The sequence below is a fragment of the Winogradskyella sp. 4-2091 genome, from assembly GCF_045765065.1.
Taxonomy (GTDB): Bacteria; Bacteroidota; Bacteroidia; order Flavobacteriales; family Flavobacteriaceae; genus Winogradskyella.
The window spans coordinates 103,101-121,147 of the sequence record NZ_JBJKOD010000007.1 but is presented as its reverse complement, the minus strand read 5'-3'; the positions used below and the strand labels follow the sequence as shown (position 1 = coordinate 121,147).

Here is an 18,047-nt window from a genome sequence, read left to right as displayed (position 1 = left end):
AGCTATGAATACTCCTTAATTTTACATCATAAGCCAATAATGGTTTATATAACATTAAATATCATAAATTATGACAAGTGCTATAGAAGATAAATTGAAAGGAAACTGGAATATTGCTAAAGGTAAATTAAAGCAACAATGGGGAGATTTAACTGATGATGATTTAGATTATCAAGAAGGAAAAGAGGACGAATTAGTTGGTAGAATACAACGGAAAACAGGAGAGTCTAAAGAGAAAATAAATAATTTTTTAGATAGTTTAAAATTCTAAAAACCATTATTTTATATAATCAATGCTAAGACAAAAATATATAAGTCTTAGCATTTTTTTCATTCTTAACTTACCAAACGTATGCATCAAATTTTTACTCTAATATAAAACATACTTGTAATAACAGTATAATTAGACCTTAACAATTGAATTCGACTGATGAAAAATAAATTCACTAAATTTAGAAAAATAGATCATGTTGTAAAACAGAGATATTCAACTTTAGGCAGTAAATAAATAATTGTTGTAATTATTTCGAAAAAGATTCGACCTAACTTTTATAAAACTACCAGATGAAAAAACCAACCAAATTATTTAAAGTTAGTCAATTAAAAAATAAACAACCTGAACACGCCTTAGTCAATGGCTTAGATTTGGTTATTGTAAAGTTCGATGAAGATATTTCCGTGCTCTATGGAAGATGTTTACATAGAGGTGCTTTAATGTCTGATGGTCACGTAGATGGACACAACTTAATTTGTGGAGTTCATGGATGGGATTATCGCGTAGATTCTGGTGTTTCAGAATACAATAACAAAGAAGTGCTTCATAAATTTTCAACTAAAATTGAAGGTGATGATTTATTTGTAGACGCCTTTGAAATTGAAGCTTACTTAGTTAATAACCCTCAACCATTTAACAGAGATAACTATTTAGGTTCATATGCAGACACACATCCTGAAGAAACAGAACCTTATACAGGTTATATTAAAGAATTAGCACAAAACGGACTTAAAAATCTAGGACACCATGGGTTTTCAGCTTCCATGGGAGTGGACAGAAATACATTACCTAAGTGGGATAATATTCAGTTTTTGCCAGCGCAATTAGCAACGCGTCCATTGTTAGATGAAGAGTCTGTGGCGACTAAAGTGGTTATTGGACCTAATGCTAAAAAACCATTAAAATTAGATATTCCTTTATTTGTTAGCGATATGAGTTTTGGCGCTTTATCTAGAGAAGCTAAAATTTCATTATCCAAAGGCGCAGAACTTGCTGGAACGGGTATTTGTTCTGGTGAAGGTGGAATGCTTCCTGATGAACAAGCTAATAATTCGAGATATTTTTATGAGTTAGCATCTGCTCAATTTGGATTTTCTTGGGATAAGTTAGATAATGTACAAGCCTTTCATTTTAAAGGTGGTCAAGGTGCAAAAACAGGAACTGGAGGCCATTTACCAGGTAATAAAGTAAGTAAAGAAATTGCAGAAGTGAGAGGATTAAATGAAGGTGAGACAGCAATCTCGCCTGCAACGTTCCCTAATTTTCATGGTGTAGATGATTTTAAAGATTTTGCACAAAAAGTACGTGAAAGAACTGGTGGAATTCCTATTGGATTTAAAATAGCAGCAAGTCATATTGAAAAAGACATACAATTTGCACTCGATGTAGGTGTGGATTACATCATACTCGATGGTCGTGGTGGCGGAACAGGCTCTGCACCAACCATTTTAAGAGATCATATAAATGTGCCAACAATTCCGGCTTTAGCTAGAGCTCGCAAATATTTAGATAAAGTTGGAGCCAACCATGTTACTCTAGTAATCACTGGAGGATTACGAGTTGCCGAAGATTTTGCAAAAGCATTAATGCTTGGTGCAGATGCCATTGCGGTTTCAAACTCGGCTTTGCAAGCCATTGGTTGCTTAGGCATGCGTGCTTGTGGAAGTAATAATTGCCCTGTTGGCATTGCAACTCAAAAAGAATCATTGCGTAGTCGATTAATTATAGACGCTTCAGCAAAACAATTACATAACTTTTTTGATGCTACAAATGATTTAATTAAGGTAGTCGCAAGAGCTTGTGGTTATGATGATGTCAATAAATTTAATCACGATGATTTATCAACTTTTGATGTTGATATACATAAACTTACAGGAATTAATTACGCTGGAATAAACTAAGAAATCATGAAAGAACAAATGCATTTAGCTGCACAATATTTGGCTGCAGCAGGAATTAGTTTCCTAGAGAAAAAAGACGATGATAGCCATACAAACTTGGGTTTTAATATAAAAGATGCCTCTTTAGAAACCCATTTACTATCTAAAAACGAAGACCAGTTATGCTTAAGTTATAATGATTTTTCATTGCAATGGAAATCTAAAACCGGAACTGTTACTTTTGAATTAGATGGAGCTACACACCAAGAAGTTTTAAGTTGGTTAGCAGACACCTCTAAAGCGCATTTAAATAAAGAATACACTTATAACTTACATTACGATTTACCTTACAGCATTGATAATTCTTATACGTTTCAATTAGAAAGTACTGAAGATTTAAAAAAGTTGGTACAACTAAGAACTTTAGCGCAATTAAGTTTAGAGCAAATAAATTCTGAATTTAATAAAGACGCGAGCATTAGAGTTTGGCCACATCACTTTGATACTGGTATTTTCACACCATTGGTTGACGATGCTATAAGTTTTGGTCTTGGGCTTGCAATACCTGATAATTTAAGCGATGTGCATTATCTATATATTAGTGGCTACAAAGATGGAAATTCAATAGAACCTTCAAATTTTAATACTTTAAAAAATGGTACATGGATAAACAAAGATTTTAAAGGTGCCATTTTACCAGCGACACAAGTTGCAAAACATGAAGCCGTTTCGTTTTTTAAAGAAGCCATAAATCAATTTAATCGATAATAATTCAGTTTGAAAATAGACATTATAAAAAAGTATAACGACGTAAGAACCGCAACCATAGATTTTTGCAGCCATTTGCACATAGAGGATTTTTCTATACAAGTAGTTCAATTTGCAAGTCCTGCAAAATGGCATTTAGCGCATACCACTTGGTTTTTTGAGACTTTTATCCTTAAAAATTATGTAAAAGATTATAGAGAATTTGATGCGGATTTCAACTTTCTCTTTAATAGTTATTATAACAGTTTTGGAGATAGAATTTTGCAAACCAATAGAGGCAACATGTCACGTCCTAGTATAGATAATGTCTTTGCATATAGAACATATGTAGATTCAAAAATGAATGATTTTTTAGAACGTATTACAGACGAAGAGGTAATCGATTTAGTAATTCTTGGTTTAAATCACGAACAGCAACATCAAGAACTCTTAATTACAGACGTGAAATATATGCTTGGTCATAATCCTATTTTCCCTGAGTATCACAAAGATTTCAATTTAATTAAAGACCGAAACACGACTACAAATACAGTTAAAATTCAATCTGGTGTATATCAAATTGGTCATCAAGCAGACAGTTTTTGTTATGATAATGAATTAGGTGTACATAAAGTATATGTTGACGATTTTGAAGTAAATAATCACTTGGTTACTAATGGTGACTATCTAGAATTTATGGAATCTGGAGCATATTCCGATTTTAATTTGTGGTTAGATGAAGGTTGGTCGTGGGTAAATAAAAATGAAATAAAAGCGCCAATATATTGGCATCAAGTAGATGGTGAATGGCATTATTATACGCTTGCAGGATTACAAAAAGTAGATAACGATGCTATTTTAAGTCATATTAATTTTTTTGAAGCTAATGCCTTTGCAGCATGGAAAGGTATGCGTTTACCAACCGAATTTGAATGGGAAATTGCATCTAAAGAACTCCATTGGGGAAAACGATGGGAATGGACAAATAGTGCCTATCTGCCCTACCCTAACTTTGAAACAGCAAATGGTGCTGTAGGCGAATATAATGGCAAATTTATGAGTAATAAAATGGTACTTCGTGGCGCTTCTGTTGCTACTTCAAAAAACCATAGTAGAGCAACTTATCGTAATTTTTTTAACCCAACAGAAAGATGGCAATTTACTGGAATTAGACTAGCAAAATAGATGATAGATACAACAAAGACTAAAACTAAGAATCAGAATAACCAAAATATAGAAATGATAGAAACATTTAAAAAGGATGTAAAACAAGGGCTAGAATCAAATCCCAAAACCTTATCTTCTAAATATTTCTATAATAAAATTGGTGATGCTCTTTTTGTAGAGATTATGAATCTTCCAGAATACTATTTAACGCGAAGTGAGCTCGATATTTTTCAGAATAAAACACAAGATTTAATAGATGCTTTTCAAATAAAGACAGATTCACATTTTGATTTAATTGAGCTTGGCGCAGGAGATGGCCTAAAAACAAAAGAACTTTTAAAGGCTTTAGACCAGCAGAATTATACATTCGATTATTTACCTATTGATATTTCTTCAAATGCATTACAATTATTAGAAAAAGACCTTTCTAAAACCTTGCCTAACGTTTCGGTAAAAAAACAACAAGGCGATTATTTTGAAATATTAGCGTCTCTAAAAAACAGTAGTAAACCCAAAGTTATTTTGTTTCTAGGTTCTAATATAGGAAACATGAACGATGAAAAGGCTGCAAAATTCATCTATAATTTAGGCGTAAATTTAAAACCAAGAGATAAACTTCTTTTAGGTGTAGATTTAATAAAATCGGAAGCTATTGTTCTTCCTGCATACAATGACGGTAAAGGGGTTACAGAAAAATTTAATCTTAATTTATTGCAAAGAATTAATGACGAATTAAGCGCGAATTTTAATCTAGAAACCTTTAAACATCAACCAGAATATAACGAAGCGGAAGGCATTGCAAAAAGCTATATAGTAAGTACAGAACAACAAACGGTAACTATAAATGCACTAGAAACTTCTTACACTTTTGAAGCAGGTGAAAAAATTCACACTGAAATTTCTAGAAAATATAACGATGCTTTAATCAAAAAAATAATAGCAAATACCGATTTCACTTTAGAAACTAAAATTCTAGATAGTAAAGCCTATTTTGCAGATTATATATTGACAAGACACTAAAATGCCAACAAACAAATTAGCCGTATTAGGATTAGGAAGTCGTTCTACTTTATATTATTTAAGTGAATTAAATCGTTTATATAATGAAGCAAAAGGCGATTATAGTACATGTCCCTTTATATTGCTAAATGCAGATTTTAATGCCATTAATTCGTTGTTACCATATACATCAAACGAGTTGGATAAGGCTGTGGAACAATACACAACTGAAATAGAAAATCTCAATGCTGAACATCTGCTCATTCCAAATATTACATTACATGAAACTATTGATAGATTAAATATCAGTAAAAATGTGCTTCATCCAATTTCATTAAGTATTAAAAAGATTAAAGACAACAAATGGGATAAAGTGATTTTATTCGGTTCGTTTTTTAGTATGAATGCTTCGTATATCAATTATCAATTAAACAGTAATGGCATTGAAATTAGTCTTCCAAAAGAAGAAGATATGCGTTTTATTGATGACGTTAGAAAACATATTTATAATGACACCGAAACACCTGAACTCATTGAAAAATATCACTTACTAATTAATACCTATTCTAAAAAACATCCTGTAATTCTATCTTGTACAGAATTATCAATTTTAAAACCTAAAGGGAATAAAAACCTTTTAGATATGGCAGATGTACAAATAAAACAAGCGATAAAGTACATCTTAGAATAAAGCAGATATTTACCATTTTTAGGTTAACATTCATCTTTCTTGTCGTTTCATTAATTCTAATCTTTGTATAGTAAAATGAATTAATAATTCTAATAAAATAGATTATGAAAATAGCAGTCACATCAGCAAGTGGAAAATTAGGAGCTTCTATTGTTAAACATCTTGTTAAACTAATTGGAAGTGGAAATGTAATCGCTATTGCTCGTACGACTGAAAAAGCAAAGCATCTTAATGTTGAAGTTAGAAAAGGAGATTATAATAATCGTGAAGATTTTAATACAGCCTTAAAAGGGATTGATGCGGTTTTATTGGTATCTGGAATGGATACACCTGAAAAACGGATTATTCAACATAGAAACGTTATCGAAGCAGCAAAACAAAATGGCGTAAAAAAAATAGTTTATACAAGTATTGTTGGCGCAGAAGAAAACAATGCCTTTAGTCCTATAGTGCAAACCAACAGGCAAACAGAAAGAGATGTTCAAAATTCTGGATTAGATTGGGTTATTGGTAGAAATGGCATTTATATAGAGCCCGATTTAGAATACATTGACACTTATGTTAAAGACGGAGAAATAAGAAATTGTGCTGCAGACGGAAAATGCACCTATACGAGTCGTGAAGAATTAGGTTATGCCTATGCAAAAATGCTTACCGAAGACAAACACAATCAACAAACTTATAACTTAGTAGATAACGGAATCACACAAACCGAACTAGCAGACAATATCAACCAAGTTTTTAATACCAATTTAAGTTTTAATAATGTATCTGTAGAAGATTACAAAACAGAACGAATTGCTGAATTAGGTGATTTTATGGGAACTATTATTGCAGGAATTTACGAAGGGATTAAAGAAGGTGCAAACGATGTATCTTCAGATTTTGAAAAAGCAACAGGTAGACCGCATTCATCAGTATTGACGATGATGAATAGCTATAAGACAACAACTTAAAAGCAAATCATTACAGATATGGTGTTTACATTTTGATTATTTTAAACTTAATTTTATTATTAAAGATCTATGGAGTATCTTTCAAAAAGATATACTTAAAATGCTTAAATAGTTTAATTATTTATGAAAAATGAAGACCAAATATTAAAATTAGAGAAAGATAAAATAATTGAAAGACAACTTAGGTTTCAGCAATTATTAATTAGTATTTCTACTACTTATATTAATTCGGACTTGTCAGATATTGATGATTTAATTCATAAATCATTGAAACAAATTGGTGAGTTTGTGGAATCAGATCGCAGTTATATTTTTTCTTATGACTTTGTAAATAATACGACCTCAAACACCTATGAATGGTGTAGTAATGGTATAGAAGCAGAAATTGATAATTTACAAAATATCCCAATAGATTACATAACACATTGGTTAGAAGCGCATAAAAAAGGTAAAGCTTTTTATGTAGAAGATGTGAGTTTATTACCAGAAGATGGCGAATTTGGTTTACGTGCTATATTAGAACCGCAAGGTATAAAAAGCTTAATTGCGATACCAAAAATCAAAAACAATGAATTAATTGGATTTGTGGGCTTTGATTCGGTTAAAAAAATCAATAAATACAATGACAACGAGCAAGACATTCTTTTTGTTTATGCAAATATGCTAGTTAACGTCATTCAAAGAAAAGAACAAGAAGAAAAGATAAAAGCACAAGAAGAGAAAAAGGAACAATTACTGAAAGATTTATCACTTCAAAATGAACAATTAAATGAATACGCACATGTAGTATCTCACGATTTAAAAGCACCATTGATAAACATTCATACATTGGTAGGTTGGTTTATGGATGATAATAAATCTAAAATTGATGAAAAGGACTTTTATCCTTTAAACCAAGTTATTTTTAATGTAGAAAAAATGGATAATTTAATTAGAGGTATTTTAGACTATTCTACTATTAATAAACTAGATGCACAAGATGCTCTAATAGATTTTAATATCATTGTAGATGAAGTATTACAAACCATGCTAATACCAGAAACTACAAAAATTACAATACAAGAAAACTTACCAAGTTTAACTGGTAATGCGTGGCGTTTTAAACAAGTATTTCAAAACCTCATACAAAATGCAATTAAGTACACTGACAAGGAAAATGGCACTATCGATGTTGGTTATCTTGACAAAGGAGATATTTATGAATTTTATGTAAAAGACAATGGTATAGGAATTAATAGTAATTACTTCGATAAAATATTTAAAGTCTTTACAAAATTAGAGAGCACTGGGTCTTCATCTGGAATTGGTTTATCAATTGTTAAAAAGATTGTCAATTTTTACAATGGAACCATATGGTTAGAAAGTGAAGAAGGTAAAGGTACAACGTTCTATTTTACGTTTTCAAAAGAATAAAACATACATTATATTCTAAGATTTAGTCTCTTACATTTTAGCTTTTATAACATTGTATAAAGTTATATTTCATTATTTTAAATAAAAAAAGGTTATCAACAAATGATAACCTTTTACTAATAAATTAGTAGAACTACTTTAAGCTCGCTACTAATTTTTCTGCAACTAACTCAGAAGATGCCGGATTTTGACCAGTAATTAAATTACCATCTTGAATAGCGTAAGCTGCCCAATCTTCTTCTTTAGAGTAAATTCCACCATTTTCATTTAACATATCTTCAACTAAAAATGGAACAACCTTCGTTAAGCCAACAGCCTCTTCTTCTGTATTTGTAAAACCAGTAACTTTTTTACCTTTAACTAATGGTTCTCCATCTATTCCTTTAACATCTTTTAATGCAGCAGGAGCATGACATACAAATGCAACAGGCTTCTCTTGTGCATTAAATTTTTCGATTAAGGCAATTGACGTTTCATCGTTTGCTAAATCCCATAATGGTCCATGACCTCCAGGATAAAATACGCCATTAAAATCGTCTGGATTCATATCTGCTAACTTATGTGTGTTTGCAATTAATGCTTTAGTTTCTTCGTCTTTATTGAAACGCTCAGTATCTTCTGTTGCAGCATCTGGCGAATCACTACTTGGATCAATTGGAGCAGCACCACCATTTGGCGTTGCAATTGTAATTTTAGCACCTTTATCTAATAATGTGTAATATGGATTTGCGAACTCTTCAACCCAAAATCCTGTTTTTTTTCCTGTATCTCCTAGTTTATCATGAGATGTTAATACAAATAATATGTTCATTTCTTTTTCTTTTTTTAATTCTGTTCTATTTTTTGAAACAGTTTCAGTAGGGACAATGTTTGTTTTGTCTATACAGCTAGATGCTGCAATAAGTATTAGCATCACTGCTATTGAACTTCCTAGTTTCATTTTTTTTAAATTTTTTATACTATTAATAGTGTCAGTTTGAGCATAGCTAAAAACCTTAGAAATTTTGCCATTATAGCATTTTAACTACACTCAAATCAGACTATTAAATTTAGTAAGCCATTTTGACTATTTTCTCTACCTTTTCTGGAGATAAGCTTTGGTGTTCACCTAACTTCGTCCACCCACGTTTTGTAAAACGTTCAGAAATTTCTTCTGCTGTTCCTTCATAATCTTTAGTGTAATCTGATAACTTTGTATCAATACCTAATTCATGGAAAAAATCGACTGTTTTTTCAATAGCAGCATAGGCTTTATCGTCTGTGCTACCTTCAGTTATATTCCAAACACGTTCAGCATATTGTGCTAGTTTTTCTTTTTTAGATTCAAAATTAAACTTGTAGTGACTTGGTGCAATTACTGCTAACGTACGTGCGTGATCAATACCAAATAAAGCCGTTAATTCGTGACCTATAGCGTGTACAGCCCAATCCGTCGGCACTCCTTTTTGTATTAAGCCATTTAAAGCCATAGTACAACTCCACATAAAGTTTGACGCTGCTTTATAATCTGTTGGGTCTTTTAAAACCGTTGGTGCTACTTCAATTAACGTTTGTAAAATACTTTCAGCAAAACGATCTTGTAGTAAGGCACCAATTGGATACGTCATATATTGCTCTAAAACGTGTGAAAAAGCATCAGTTAAACCATTTGCTAATTGACGTTCTGGGATAGAGGTAATTACTTGCGGATCTAAAATAGAGAACTCAGGAAATAAACCTGGTCCACCCATTGCTAGCTTTTCTTTAGTATCTTCGCGAGTAATTACTGCACCAGAATTCATTTCAGATCCTGTTGCAGGTAAGGTTAACACAGTACCAAAAGGCATTCCTTTTTCAGTTCTAATATTTTTAGCTAAAATATCCCAAGGTGTATCGCCTTCGTAAACTGCTGCTGCAGATAAAAATTTAGTTCCGTCAATTACAGATCCACCACCAACTGCTAATAAGTAAGTAATATTTTCATCTTTAATTACTTTTAAAGCGTCCATTAATGTTGCGTATTCTGGATTTGCAGGAATACCGCCAAACTCAGTGACATCAACATCTGCTAAAGCCGTTTTTACTTGGTCGTAAATTCCGTTTTTCTTTATACTTCCTCCACCGTAAAGCAATAATACTTTGGCATCTGCAGGTATTTCTTCTTTTACTTTTTCTATAGTATCCTTTCCAAAAATAATTTTGGTTGGGTTTTTAAAATCAAAATTGTTCATCTTCTTTTTCTTTTTTGGTTATTATATTTTCACAATCATTTTTCCTTTGTTTTTACCTTCAAATAAATCGATAAAAGCTTGAGGAATATTATCGAAACCATCTACAATAGTTTCGGTATAGGTTAATTTTTCTTCAGATAACCAACCTGCTAATTTTTGAATCGCTTCTGGGAATTTTTCAGCATAATTACTCACTATAAAGCCTTGCATTAAAGCACTGTTTTTTACTAAAAATGGCTGTACGCTCAAACTAGTAGGTAATTCTGTTTCATTATAAACTGAAATTGCACCACAAATTATAATTCTTGCAAAATGATTGATACTGAATAAAACGGCATCAGAAATTGGTCCGCCTACATTATCAAAATACACATCCACGCCATTAGGTGCAGCTTTAGCGATTGCAGATTTCATGTCTTCTGTAGTATTGTAATTGATACCTTCATCAAAACCGAATTTACTTTTTAGCATTTCGATTTTCTCATCTGTACCAGCAATACCTATAACGCGTAAGCCTAAAATTTTTGCTATTTGACCAACAACACTACCAACCGCTCCTGCAGCTCCAGACACCACAATAGTTTCGTCTTTCTTAGGTTTTCCTATTTCGGTTAAGCCTAAATAGGCTGTTAAACCTGTCATACCTAAAATGCCTAAATAGGTGCTTAAAGGTGCTTTTTCTTGATCAACTTTATTTAAGCCTTCACCATTAGACACTTGTTGAGTAGACCAGTTTAGCATACCAGAAACGTAATCTCCAACTTGGAATTTTTCGTTTTTAGATTCTAAAACTTTAGCCACGACACCAGAGTGTACAGGTTCGTTTAATTTAAAAGGCGGAACGTAAGATTTTGCGTCACTCATTCTTCCTCTTAAATAAGGATCTACAGAAACATAAACGGCTTCTAATAGAATCTCACTATCGGAGATTGTTAGTGTTTTATCTTCTTCAACAAATTCGAAATTTGAAAGTGTAGGTTTTCCTTTGGGTCTATTATTTAATACTATTGTTTTAGTCATAATTTTTCTTTTTTAATCGATAGTTGTTACTAAATCTTTCATTGGTTTTCTAACCTTTACGAGTCCAGACAACCAATCCTCATCTTCATTTCTGTAACCCAATGGTAATAAAACGGTACTTCTTAATCCTTTAGCACGTAAACCTAGTATTTGGTCTACCGCTTCCGCATCAAAACCTTCCATTGGTGTAGCATCTACACTTTCGTAAGCTGCTGCAATTAAAGCGTGACCAAGTGCTATATAAGCTTGTTTGGCTGCGTGATTAAAATTCTCTTCTGCATCTTTTTGAGGATACGAGTTTAATAATTGTTGACGGTAATTTTCCCAGCCTTCGCTTTTGAAACCACGTATTTCATTAGTTAGGTCGAACATATAATTAATACGTTCTTCTGTATAAGTATCCCAAGCTGCAAAAACGAGTAGGTGAGAGCTTTCTGTAATCACAGACTGGTTCCAACCCACTTCTCTAATTTTTTATTTTAATTCTTTATTCTTAACTACTATAATTTCAAACGGTTGCAAACCGCTTGAGGTTGCTGCTAAACGTGCTGCTTCTAAAATTCGTTCTACTTTTTCTTCTGGCACAACATTACCATTCATTGATTTTGTTGCATATCTCCAGTTTAATTTATGTAATAATTCCATGTAATTTTTAATTGTTTGTTGTAATTCTTTTAATATCCTCCGAAGTAATAACAACATCAGAATAACTTGTGCTATTTGCTAGATTTATCATAGCTTCAGCCATATTTTTAGGATCTGTGATTTTATATTTCTTTAATTTTCCTAAGAATAAAGGCTGAATAACTTTAAAGATAGCTTTTCCAATATCTTCTAAAGTGCGACTTTCTTTGCGGTCTCCACCAATTAATGATGGTTGAAAAATGAACGTTCTCTTTAAATCTAGTTTTAAAATATCACGTTCCATTTCGCCTTTTGTTTTATTGTAAAACACATTACTATTCGCATCTGCACCTAAAGCTGAAATGACTAAAAAAGATTCAATACCATTGGCTTTAGCTAATTTCGCTGCTGAAACAGGAATACCGTGGTCTATTCTTTTAAATAATACTTTATCTGGTGTTTTTGCTTTGGTTGTACCTATACAACAGAACACTTGGTTACCTGTAAAATCACTTTTAAATTGCTCGATTTCTAATAAATCTCCAATAAACTGTTTGACTTTACTTGGTAACCCTTCAATTTTAGAACGTGAAAACAACTTGATGCTTTCATAGCGATCGTCATTAATCAGTTGGTCTAATAATAAACCACCTGTTAATCCTGATGCACCTAAAATAATTGCTGTCTTCTTCATTTATTTACAAACTTTTATACTGCTCCAAGCAGATTCATAAGCTTCTTCTAAGTGAATTCTATCTAATTGAAATACACCGCGTTTTTGCATAATCATTAAAAACGATAATGGATTTATAGCATAAGCGTACAGTAAATAATCCGATAAAGGTTTTATTATACCTTCTTGCCTGCCACGTTCCCAGAGATCTAGTAACGGTTGTAAATGTTTTATTCCTTCCCTTCTACTCTGTTCATCAATCATTGGTGTGTTATCACATTGTGCTAAAAACAAAGCATTTTTGGATTCCTTTAGTTTAAAGTCGGCTATACGATTCCATATCAATTTAAAACCTTCTTCAACTGGCATTGCGTGATTATAAGTACTAAAAGCAAAATTGGTATATTCTGCTTTTACATCAATATATGTTTGATTAACCAAATCTTGTTTGTTTTCAAAATACAAGTAAATAGTAGCAGGAGACACGTTAGCCATTTTAGCTATTTTGCTCATAGGTGTTGCGTGAAATCCATTGTTATTTACCAACTCTATTGTCGCTTTTACAAGGGCGTTACGTTTATCTATACTTTTCTGAAGTTTTGCCATTTTCTTAAATTCATTGACAAAAATAAACAAAAAATGAACGTTCATTCTTTTTTTTAACAAAGGTTTAATATGCTCTTTTATTTCAAAAAAGAAATTTTTAAATATTACAACTGAATTATACTTGATTGAAAAAGCAACTGAAAGCTATAACCTTGTTAACGTAGAATAAATAAAATAACTAAGGCAGCAGTAATAATATTAAGTTATGAGCTACCTACTATAGTTTACACATAATGTTAATGGATAAAAATTGACACTAAAATGATAGTAAAGAATTTATATCTCTCCCATTACCTATTTTTGATACTACCAATGAAGTCATAATATTAGTACCAAAAAACTTAAAACAATTCTTAAGAAGGTAATTTTCAAACCTTTTAAAATATATTTTTGAATTTATTTTAAATCGTAAGAATTTAAAAACAATTCTTCAATTTCAATATCTACATCATTTAAAAATTGAATTGACGCTTGAATATCATCGTGTAACACTTCATCAACTTTAATAAAAGGAACCACTTTTCGGTATTGTTCTAAAAACGATTCTAATAAAGGAGAGGTTTTAAGTGGTCTTCTAAATTCTATAGCTTGCGACGCATTCATTAATTCTATGGCAATAACACGTTCTACATTTTTCACTAACGTGTAAGCTTGCGTAGCTGCGTTTGCGCCCATACTTACATGATCTTCTTGGCCATTACTAGATACAATACTGTCTACACTTGCTGGTGTTGCTAATTGCTTATTTGCACTTACTATACTTGCCGCTGTATATTGAGGAATCATAAATCCTGAATTTAATCCTGGATTATCCACTAAAAAAGCAGGTAGTCCTCGTAATCCTGAAACCAATTGAAACACTCGTCTTTCAGAGATATTTCCTATTTCTGCCATCGCAATTTTCAGGTAATCTAAAGCTAATGCTAGCGGTTGACCATGGAAATTTCCACCAGAAATAATCAAATCTTCTTCATGAAATATGTTAGGATTATCAGTAACCGAATTGATTTCTGTTAATACTACTTTTTCAACAAAATCTAATGTATCCTTAGTTGCACCATGCACTTGAGGAATACAACGAAACGAATAAGGATCTTGTACATGTTCTTTTTCTCTAGTAATAAGTTCACTTCCTTTTAAGAATTCATTAAAACGTCTGGCTACTTTTCGTTGTCCAGGGTGAGGACGAACGGCATGCACTAAATCATGAAAAGGATCTAAACGACCATCAAAAGCATCTAAAGAAATACTAGCTATTATATCAGCTAAATACGATGTTTTATGTGACATTAATAATAAATACACACCATAGGCACTCATAAATTGTGTGCCATTTAGTAATGCTAACCCTTCTTTGGCTTCGAGGGTTATAGGTTCCCAATTGTATTCTTCTAATAATTGAGCTGCTTCATACTCTTTATTCTTATGTACCACTTTTCCTTTCCCTAATAAAGGCAAAGCTAAATGCGCCAAAGGTGCTAAATCTCCAGAAGCACCTAATGATCCTTGTGTAAATACAAATGGAAATATATCGTTATTAAAAAATTCTATTAAGCGTTCTACGGTTGCTAATTGTACTCCACTATGTCCATAACTTAAGGACTGTATTTTTAATAGTAACATCACTTTAACTACAGATTCTGGTACACGTTCTCCAGTTCCACAAGCATGAGACATAACTAAGTTTTCTTGTAATTGACTTAAGTCTTCATCAGAAATTTTCACATTATATAGAGAACCAAAACCTGTGTTAATCCCATACATTGGCTTTTTATTACTCGCCAATTTATGATCTAAATATGATTTACATTTTTGAATGTTATTTATAGACTCCTCAGAAAGTTTTAGCTTTTTATTTTTGTAAAAAATATTGTAAATGGTTACAATATCTAAAGCGTCTGAAGAGATAGTATGATAGTTATTCATTATTTAAAATTATTTAGTACTCAAAATTGAGAATAATTTTACAGTTTACAAGGTTTTGTTAATAATTCATTGGTACTTTTTATTTAACGATTAATGCTTATTTTTGCGTTCGAATAAAAATTTTAAAAATGAAAAGATTATTATTACTAGTTACTGCCGTAACATTAGTAGCATGTAAAGGTGAACCTAAAGATTACGTTACACTTTCTGGAAAAATTGAAAATCCAGATGAAAGTAAAACGCTTAAAATTTTTAAAGGTAAGAGCTACGAAAAACTGATTACATTAAATGATGATGGTTCTTTTTCAGATACATTGAAAGTTGTAGCAGGTGATTACAATCTTCAGCATGGTAAAGAATATGGAACTATTTATTTAGAGAATGATAATTCTTCTTCTTTTGAAACAGATTATGAATCTTTTATTGATTCTATGGTTTTTAAAGGTGATGGCGCTGATACAAATAACTTTTCTTTAAAATCCTACACTATGGGTAAGGATTATTTTACTGAAGACCTTGTTTCTAAAGGTAGTAAAGAAGATGTTGAAAAAGCGTTAGAAGATTACCAATCTGCTTATCAAGATTTAAAACAGAAATATCCTGCTGTGGATTCTACCCATTTGGCATTAATGGATAAGAACGTAGATCGCACAGTAAAGCAGATAGATCAGTTTGTGAGTTCTAAATTTGCCATTATTGGTGCATTACCTAAAGGATCTATATCTCCAACTTTTGAAAATTATGAAAACTATGCTGGTGGCACAATGTCACTTTCAGATTTAAAAGGTAAATACGTTTATATTGATATTTGGGCTACTTGGTGTCCTCCTTGTATTAGAGAAATTCCATCTCTTAAGAAGATTGAAAAGCAATATCATGGTAAAAACATTGCGTTTGTAAGTATCTCTGTAGATAATGGTCGTGGTTACAAAAATGATGCAGCTGCTGCATATCAAGGTTGGAAAAAAATGATTGTAGATAAAGAATTAAGCGGAATTCAGTTGTATGCAGATAATGGTTTCCGATCTGATTTCATCAAAAACTATAAAATTAATGGAATTCCTCGATTTATCTTAATTGACCCAAATGGTAATATTGTAAGTGCTGATGCACCAAGACCATCAAGCCCGAGCTTAATAGAATTATTTAACGAATTAGAAATTTAAATTATTCATAATAGAAGCATTAAAAAGCCAAACATTTTAACTGTTTGGCTTTTTTTTATGATTATTGTTTTGGTTTTTCGTCTGGCTGTTCTTCTTGTGGCGGCTCTGGTTTTTTAAATAAATCAATATATGCTTTACTCACACCTTCAATGATATGGCTCGCAATTAAACTTTGATAACCATAGTCTTCGAGTTGAAGATCTGCTGCTTTGCCATGTAGATAAACCGCAAAAATAGTTGCAGATAACTGCTCATAGCCTTGTGCAACTAAACCACATATTATTCCGGTTAAAACATCGCCACTTCCTGCTGTGGCCATACCAGGATTTCCTGTTGTATTTATGTAAAATTTATCTTGAAAAACGGTTATAGTATTTGCACCTTTTATAACTACAATCAGATTATATTTTTTAGAGAATGCTTTTACCTTTTTTAATTTATCAAAATCATCTGACCATTTACCAATTAAACGCTCTAACTCTTTAGGATGTGGTGTGAGGATGGTAAATTCTGGTAGTAATTTTAATAACGCTTTCTTTTTAGATAAAATATTAAGACCATCTGCATCTACAACTAATGGGCTTTTATTTTCTTTTAAGAAAGCTTCAAAAGCTTTTATTGTTCTCGCAGAAGTACCTAGCCCTACTCCTACTCCAATAACTGTTGGCTCTAAATCAAAACTGATATTAGAAATATGAGTTTCATCACTATCTGTAATGACCATTATTTCTGGTATTGCAGATTGTAAACTATGGTAACCACATTTTGGAGTATATGCTGTAACTAAACCTGCTCCAGAACCTAAAGCTGCTCTGCTCGCTAAATTTACAGCTCCGATTTTGCCATAACTTCCTCCTAAAATCATGACATGTCCAAATTCTCCTTTGTGAGAAAACTTTTGTCTTGGCTTATAAAGTGGTAATACTTCATGTTTTGAAATAAGCTCTACTTCTGTGTCTGTTTTTATTAAATAATCGCGATCAATACCAATATCTAAAGCTTCCCATTGTACTGTGTATTTTGCTGTTTCTGGTAAAAAGAACACTAATTTAGGCGACTGAAAACTTAAGGTGTAATTGGCATTAACAACATCTTTTTCATCTTCTACTCTTTTGTCTGTAAATAATCCTGAAGGTATATCAATTGATAACGTAAACGCTTTAGAAATTCTAAATTGCTCAAAAAGGGCTTTTACCCAATCGTTTGGCGGGCGATTTATACCAATCCCAAAAACAGCATCTACTATAATATCTTCCTCCTTTATAACTATTTCAGAAAAATCATTTTCACAACTCAACATTTTAGGCCAATCCTTCGTAACATTTTTTATACGATCGTAGTTAATTAAAAAATCTTTAGATCGTTTATCACTACAATTGACAATATAAGTGACCACATTATAGCCATGAGTTACTAAATGCCTTGCTAACACTAAACCATCGCCTCCATTATTACCTATTCCACAAAACACGTGGATTGGTACTTGAGCGCCTTGCATACGCATGTGAATCCAGTTAAAAATCTGAATTCCCGCACGTTCCATTAAATCTGTTGATGTTATTTTTTGACGTTCTGTAGTTAGTTTATCGCCTTCATAAATTTGTTCTTTAGAAAATAATTTCATTTTACTAGTTATAATTTTAAAGTGATTACCTGTAACATTATCAATAAACTCATTTTGAGAATTTATTTCAA

Annotated in this window: 16 protein-coding genes and 1 pseudogene; 9 read left to right on the top strand and 8 right to left on the bottom strand. The window is 31.8% G+C overall.

Annotated features, from left to right (window positions below; translation table 11 throughout):
- The first annotated feature begins 70 nt into the window (after positions 1-70).
- The 8 genes from ACJBCC_RS10950 to ACJBCC_RS10915 all read left to right on the top strand — a co-directional run bounded on the left by ACJBCC_RS10950 (position 71) and on the right by ACJBCC_RS10915 (position 8,127).
- Positions 71-271, top strand: coding sequence for a CsbD family protein (locus tag ACJBCC_RS10950; RefSeq protein WP_407557195.1), 201 nt, complete (start codon positions 71-73; stop codon positions 269-271).
- A gap of 293 nt (positions 272-564) precedes the next feature.
- The gene (locus ACJBCC_RS10945; RefSeq protein WP_407557194.1) at positions 565-2,175 is read left to right on the top strand and encodes a glutamate synthase-related protein; all 1,611 of its coding nucleotides are present in this window, start codon (positions 565-567) and stop codon (positions 2,173-2,175) included.
- A gap of 6 nt (positions 2,176-2,181) precedes the next feature.
- Positions 2,182-2,922: a hypothetical protein gene (locus ACJBCC_RS10940; RefSeq protein WP_407557193.1), complete on the top strand. Its 741-nt coding sequence runs from the start codon at positions 2,182-2,184 to the stop codon at positions 2,920-2,922.
- Positions 2,923-2,931: 9 nt separating this feature from the next.
- A complete protein-coding gene (egtB, locus tag ACJBCC_RS10935; RefSeq protein WP_407557192.1) occupies positions 2,932-4,086 on the top strand; it encodes an ergothioneine biosynthesis protein EgtB in 1,155 nt (384 codons plus the stop codon).
- Positions 4,087-5,088, top strand: a complete 1,002-nt coding sequence (locus ACJBCC_RS10930; protein ID WP_407557191.1) for an L-histidine N(alpha)-methyltransferase — start codon at positions 4,087-4,089, stop codon at positions 5,086-5,088.
- Position 5,089: 1 nt separating this feature from the next.
- On the top strand, positions 5,090-5,758 hold the full coding sequence (locus tag ACJBCC_RS10925) for an aspartate/glutamate racemase family protein (protein WP_407557190.1): 669 nt from the start codon (positions 5,090-5,092) through the stop codon (positions 5,756-5,758).
- Positions 5,759-5,862: 104 nt separating this feature from the next.
- A complete protein-coding gene (locus tag ACJBCC_RS10920) occupies positions 5,863-6,714 on the top strand; it encodes an SDR family oxidoreductase (RefSeq protein ID WP_299100416.1) in 852 nt (283 codons plus the stop codon).
- A gap of 123 nt (positions 6,715-6,837) precedes the next feature.
- Positions 6,838-8,127, top strand: a complete 1,290-nt coding sequence (locus tag ACJBCC_RS10915; RefSeq protein ID WP_299100417.1) for an ATP-binding protein — start codon at positions 6,838-6,840, stop codon at positions 8,125-8,127.
- A 133-nt stretch (positions 8,128-8,260) separates the two neighbouring features.
- Here ACJBCC_RS10915 and ACJBCC_RS10910 read toward each other — a convergent pair whose 3' ends face one another.
- The 7 genes and pseudogenes from ACJBCC_RS10910 to hutH all read right to left on the bottom strand — a co-directional run bounded on the left by ACJBCC_RS10910 (position 8,261) and on the right by hutH (position 15,186).
- Complete coding sequence (locus ACJBCC_RS10910; protein WP_407557252.1) at positions 8,261-8,938, bottom strand: type 1 glutamine amidotransferase domain-containing protein; 678 nt, start codon at positions 8,936-8,938, stop codon at positions 8,261-8,263.
- 238 nt (positions 8,939-9,176) lie between these two features.
- Entirely contained in the window at positions 9,177-10,337 is a 1,161-nt protein-coding gene (locus ACJBCC_RS10905) for an iron-containing alcohol dehydrogenase (protein WP_407557189.1), read from the bottom strand.
- A 21-nt stretch (positions 10,338-10,358) separates the two neighbouring features.
- Positions 10,359-11,357: an NADP-dependent oxidoreductase gene (locus tag ACJBCC_RS10900; protein ID WP_407557188.1), complete on the bottom strand. Its 999-nt coding sequence runs from the start codon at positions 11,355-11,357 to the stop codon at positions 10,359-10,361.
- Positions 11,358-11,369: 12 nt separating this feature from the next.
- A pseudogene (locus ACJBCC_RS10895) lies at positions 11,370-12,002 on the bottom strand (NAD(P)H-dependent oxidoreductase).
- Positions 12,003-12,009: 7 nt separating this feature from the next.
- Entirely contained in the window at positions 12,010-12,675 is a 666-nt protein-coding gene (locus tag ACJBCC_RS10890; protein ID WP_407557187.1) for an NAD(P)H-binding protein, read from the bottom strand.
- Entirely contained in the window at positions 12,676-13,260 is a 585-nt protein-coding gene (locus tag ACJBCC_RS10885; protein WP_407557186.1) for a TetR/AcrR family transcriptional regulator, read from the bottom strand. It abuts the gene before it with no gap.
- Positions 13,261-13,656: 396 nt separating this feature from the next.
- Entirely contained in the window at positions 13,657-15,186 is a 1,530-nt protein-coding gene (gene hutH / locus ACJBCC_RS10880; RefSeq protein WP_407557185.1) for a histidine ammonia-lyase, read from the bottom strand.
- Between the two features lie 128 nt (positions 15,187-15,314).
- Here hutH and ACJBCC_RS10875 point away from each other — a divergent pair, with 128 nt between their 5' ends.
- Positions 15,315-16,352 (top strand): TlpA disulfide reductase family protein, encoded by a 1,038-nt coding sequence (locus ACJBCC_RS10875; protein ID WP_299100426.1) that lies wholly within the window; start codon positions 15,315-15,317, stop codon positions 16,350-16,352.
- 61 nt (positions 16,353-16,413) lie between these two features.
- On the opposite strand, the gene ACJBCC_RS10870 is transcribed toward ACJBCC_RS10875, so the two are convergent.
- Complete coding sequence (locus ACJBCC_RS10870) at positions 16,414-17,976, bottom strand: NAD(P)H-hydrate dehydratase (protein WP_407557183.1); 1,563 nt, start codon at positions 17,974-17,976, stop codon at positions 16,414-16,416.
- Between the last annotated feature and the right edge of the window lie 71 nt (positions 17,977-18,047).

Coding starts and splice junctions, on each gene's coding strand:
- ACJBCC_RS10950 (WP_407557195.1), top strand. CDS start 71: ATGACAAGTGCTATAGAAGATAAATTGAAAGGAAACTGGAATATTGCT.
- ACJBCC_RS10945 (WP_407557194.1), top strand. CDS start 565: ATGAAAAAACCAACCAAATTATTTAAAGTTAGTCAATTAAAAAATAAA.
- ACJBCC_RS10940 (WP_407557193.1), top strand. CDS start 2,182: ATGAAAGAACAAATGCATTTAGCTGCACAATATTTGGCTGCAGCAGGA.
- ACJBCC_RS10930 (WP_407557191.1), top strand. CDS start 4,087: ATGATAGATACAACAAAGACTAAAACTAAGAATCAGAATAACCAAAAT.
- ACJBCC_RS10925 (WP_407557190.1), top strand. CDS start 5,090: ATGCCAACAAACAAATTAGCCGTATTAGGATTAGGAAGTCGTTCTACT.
- ACJBCC_RS10920 (WP_299100416.1), top strand. CDS start 5,863: ATGAAAATAGCAGTCACATCAGCAAGTGGAAAATTAGGAGCTTCTATT.
- ACJBCC_RS10915 (WP_299100417.1), top strand. CDS start 6,838: ATGAAAAATGAAGACCAAATATTAAAATTAGAGAAAGATAAAATAATT.
- ACJBCC_RS10910 (WP_407557252.1), bottom strand. CDS start 8,938: ATGAACATATTATTTGTATTAACATCTCATGATAAACTAGGAGATACA.
- ACJBCC_RS10905 (WP_407557189.1), bottom strand. CDS start 10,337: ATGAACAATTTTGATTTTAAAAACCCAACCAAAATTATTTTTGGAAAG.
- ACJBCC_RS10900 (WP_407557188.1), bottom strand. CDS start 11,357: ATGACTAAAACAATAGTATTAAATAATAGACCCAAAGGAAAACCTACA.
- ACJBCC_RS10890 (WP_407557187.1), bottom strand. CDS start 12,675: ATGAAGAAGACAGCAATTATTTTAGGTGCATCAGGATTAACAGGTGGT.
- ACJBCC_RS10885 (WP_407557186.1), bottom strand. CDS start 13,260: ATGGCAAAACTTCAGAAAAGTATAGATAAACGTAACGCCCTTGTAAAA.
- hutH (WP_407557185.1), bottom strand. CDS start 15,186: ATGAATAACTATCATACTATCTCTTCAGACGCTTTAGATATTGTAACC.
- ACJBCC_RS10875 (WP_299100426.1), top strand. CDS start 15,315: ATGAAAAGATTATTATTACTAGTTACTGCCGTAACATTAGTAGCATGT.
- ACJBCC_RS10870 (WP_407557183.1), bottom strand. CDS start 17,976: ATGAAATTATTTTCTAAAGAACAAATTTATGAAGGCGATAAACTAACT.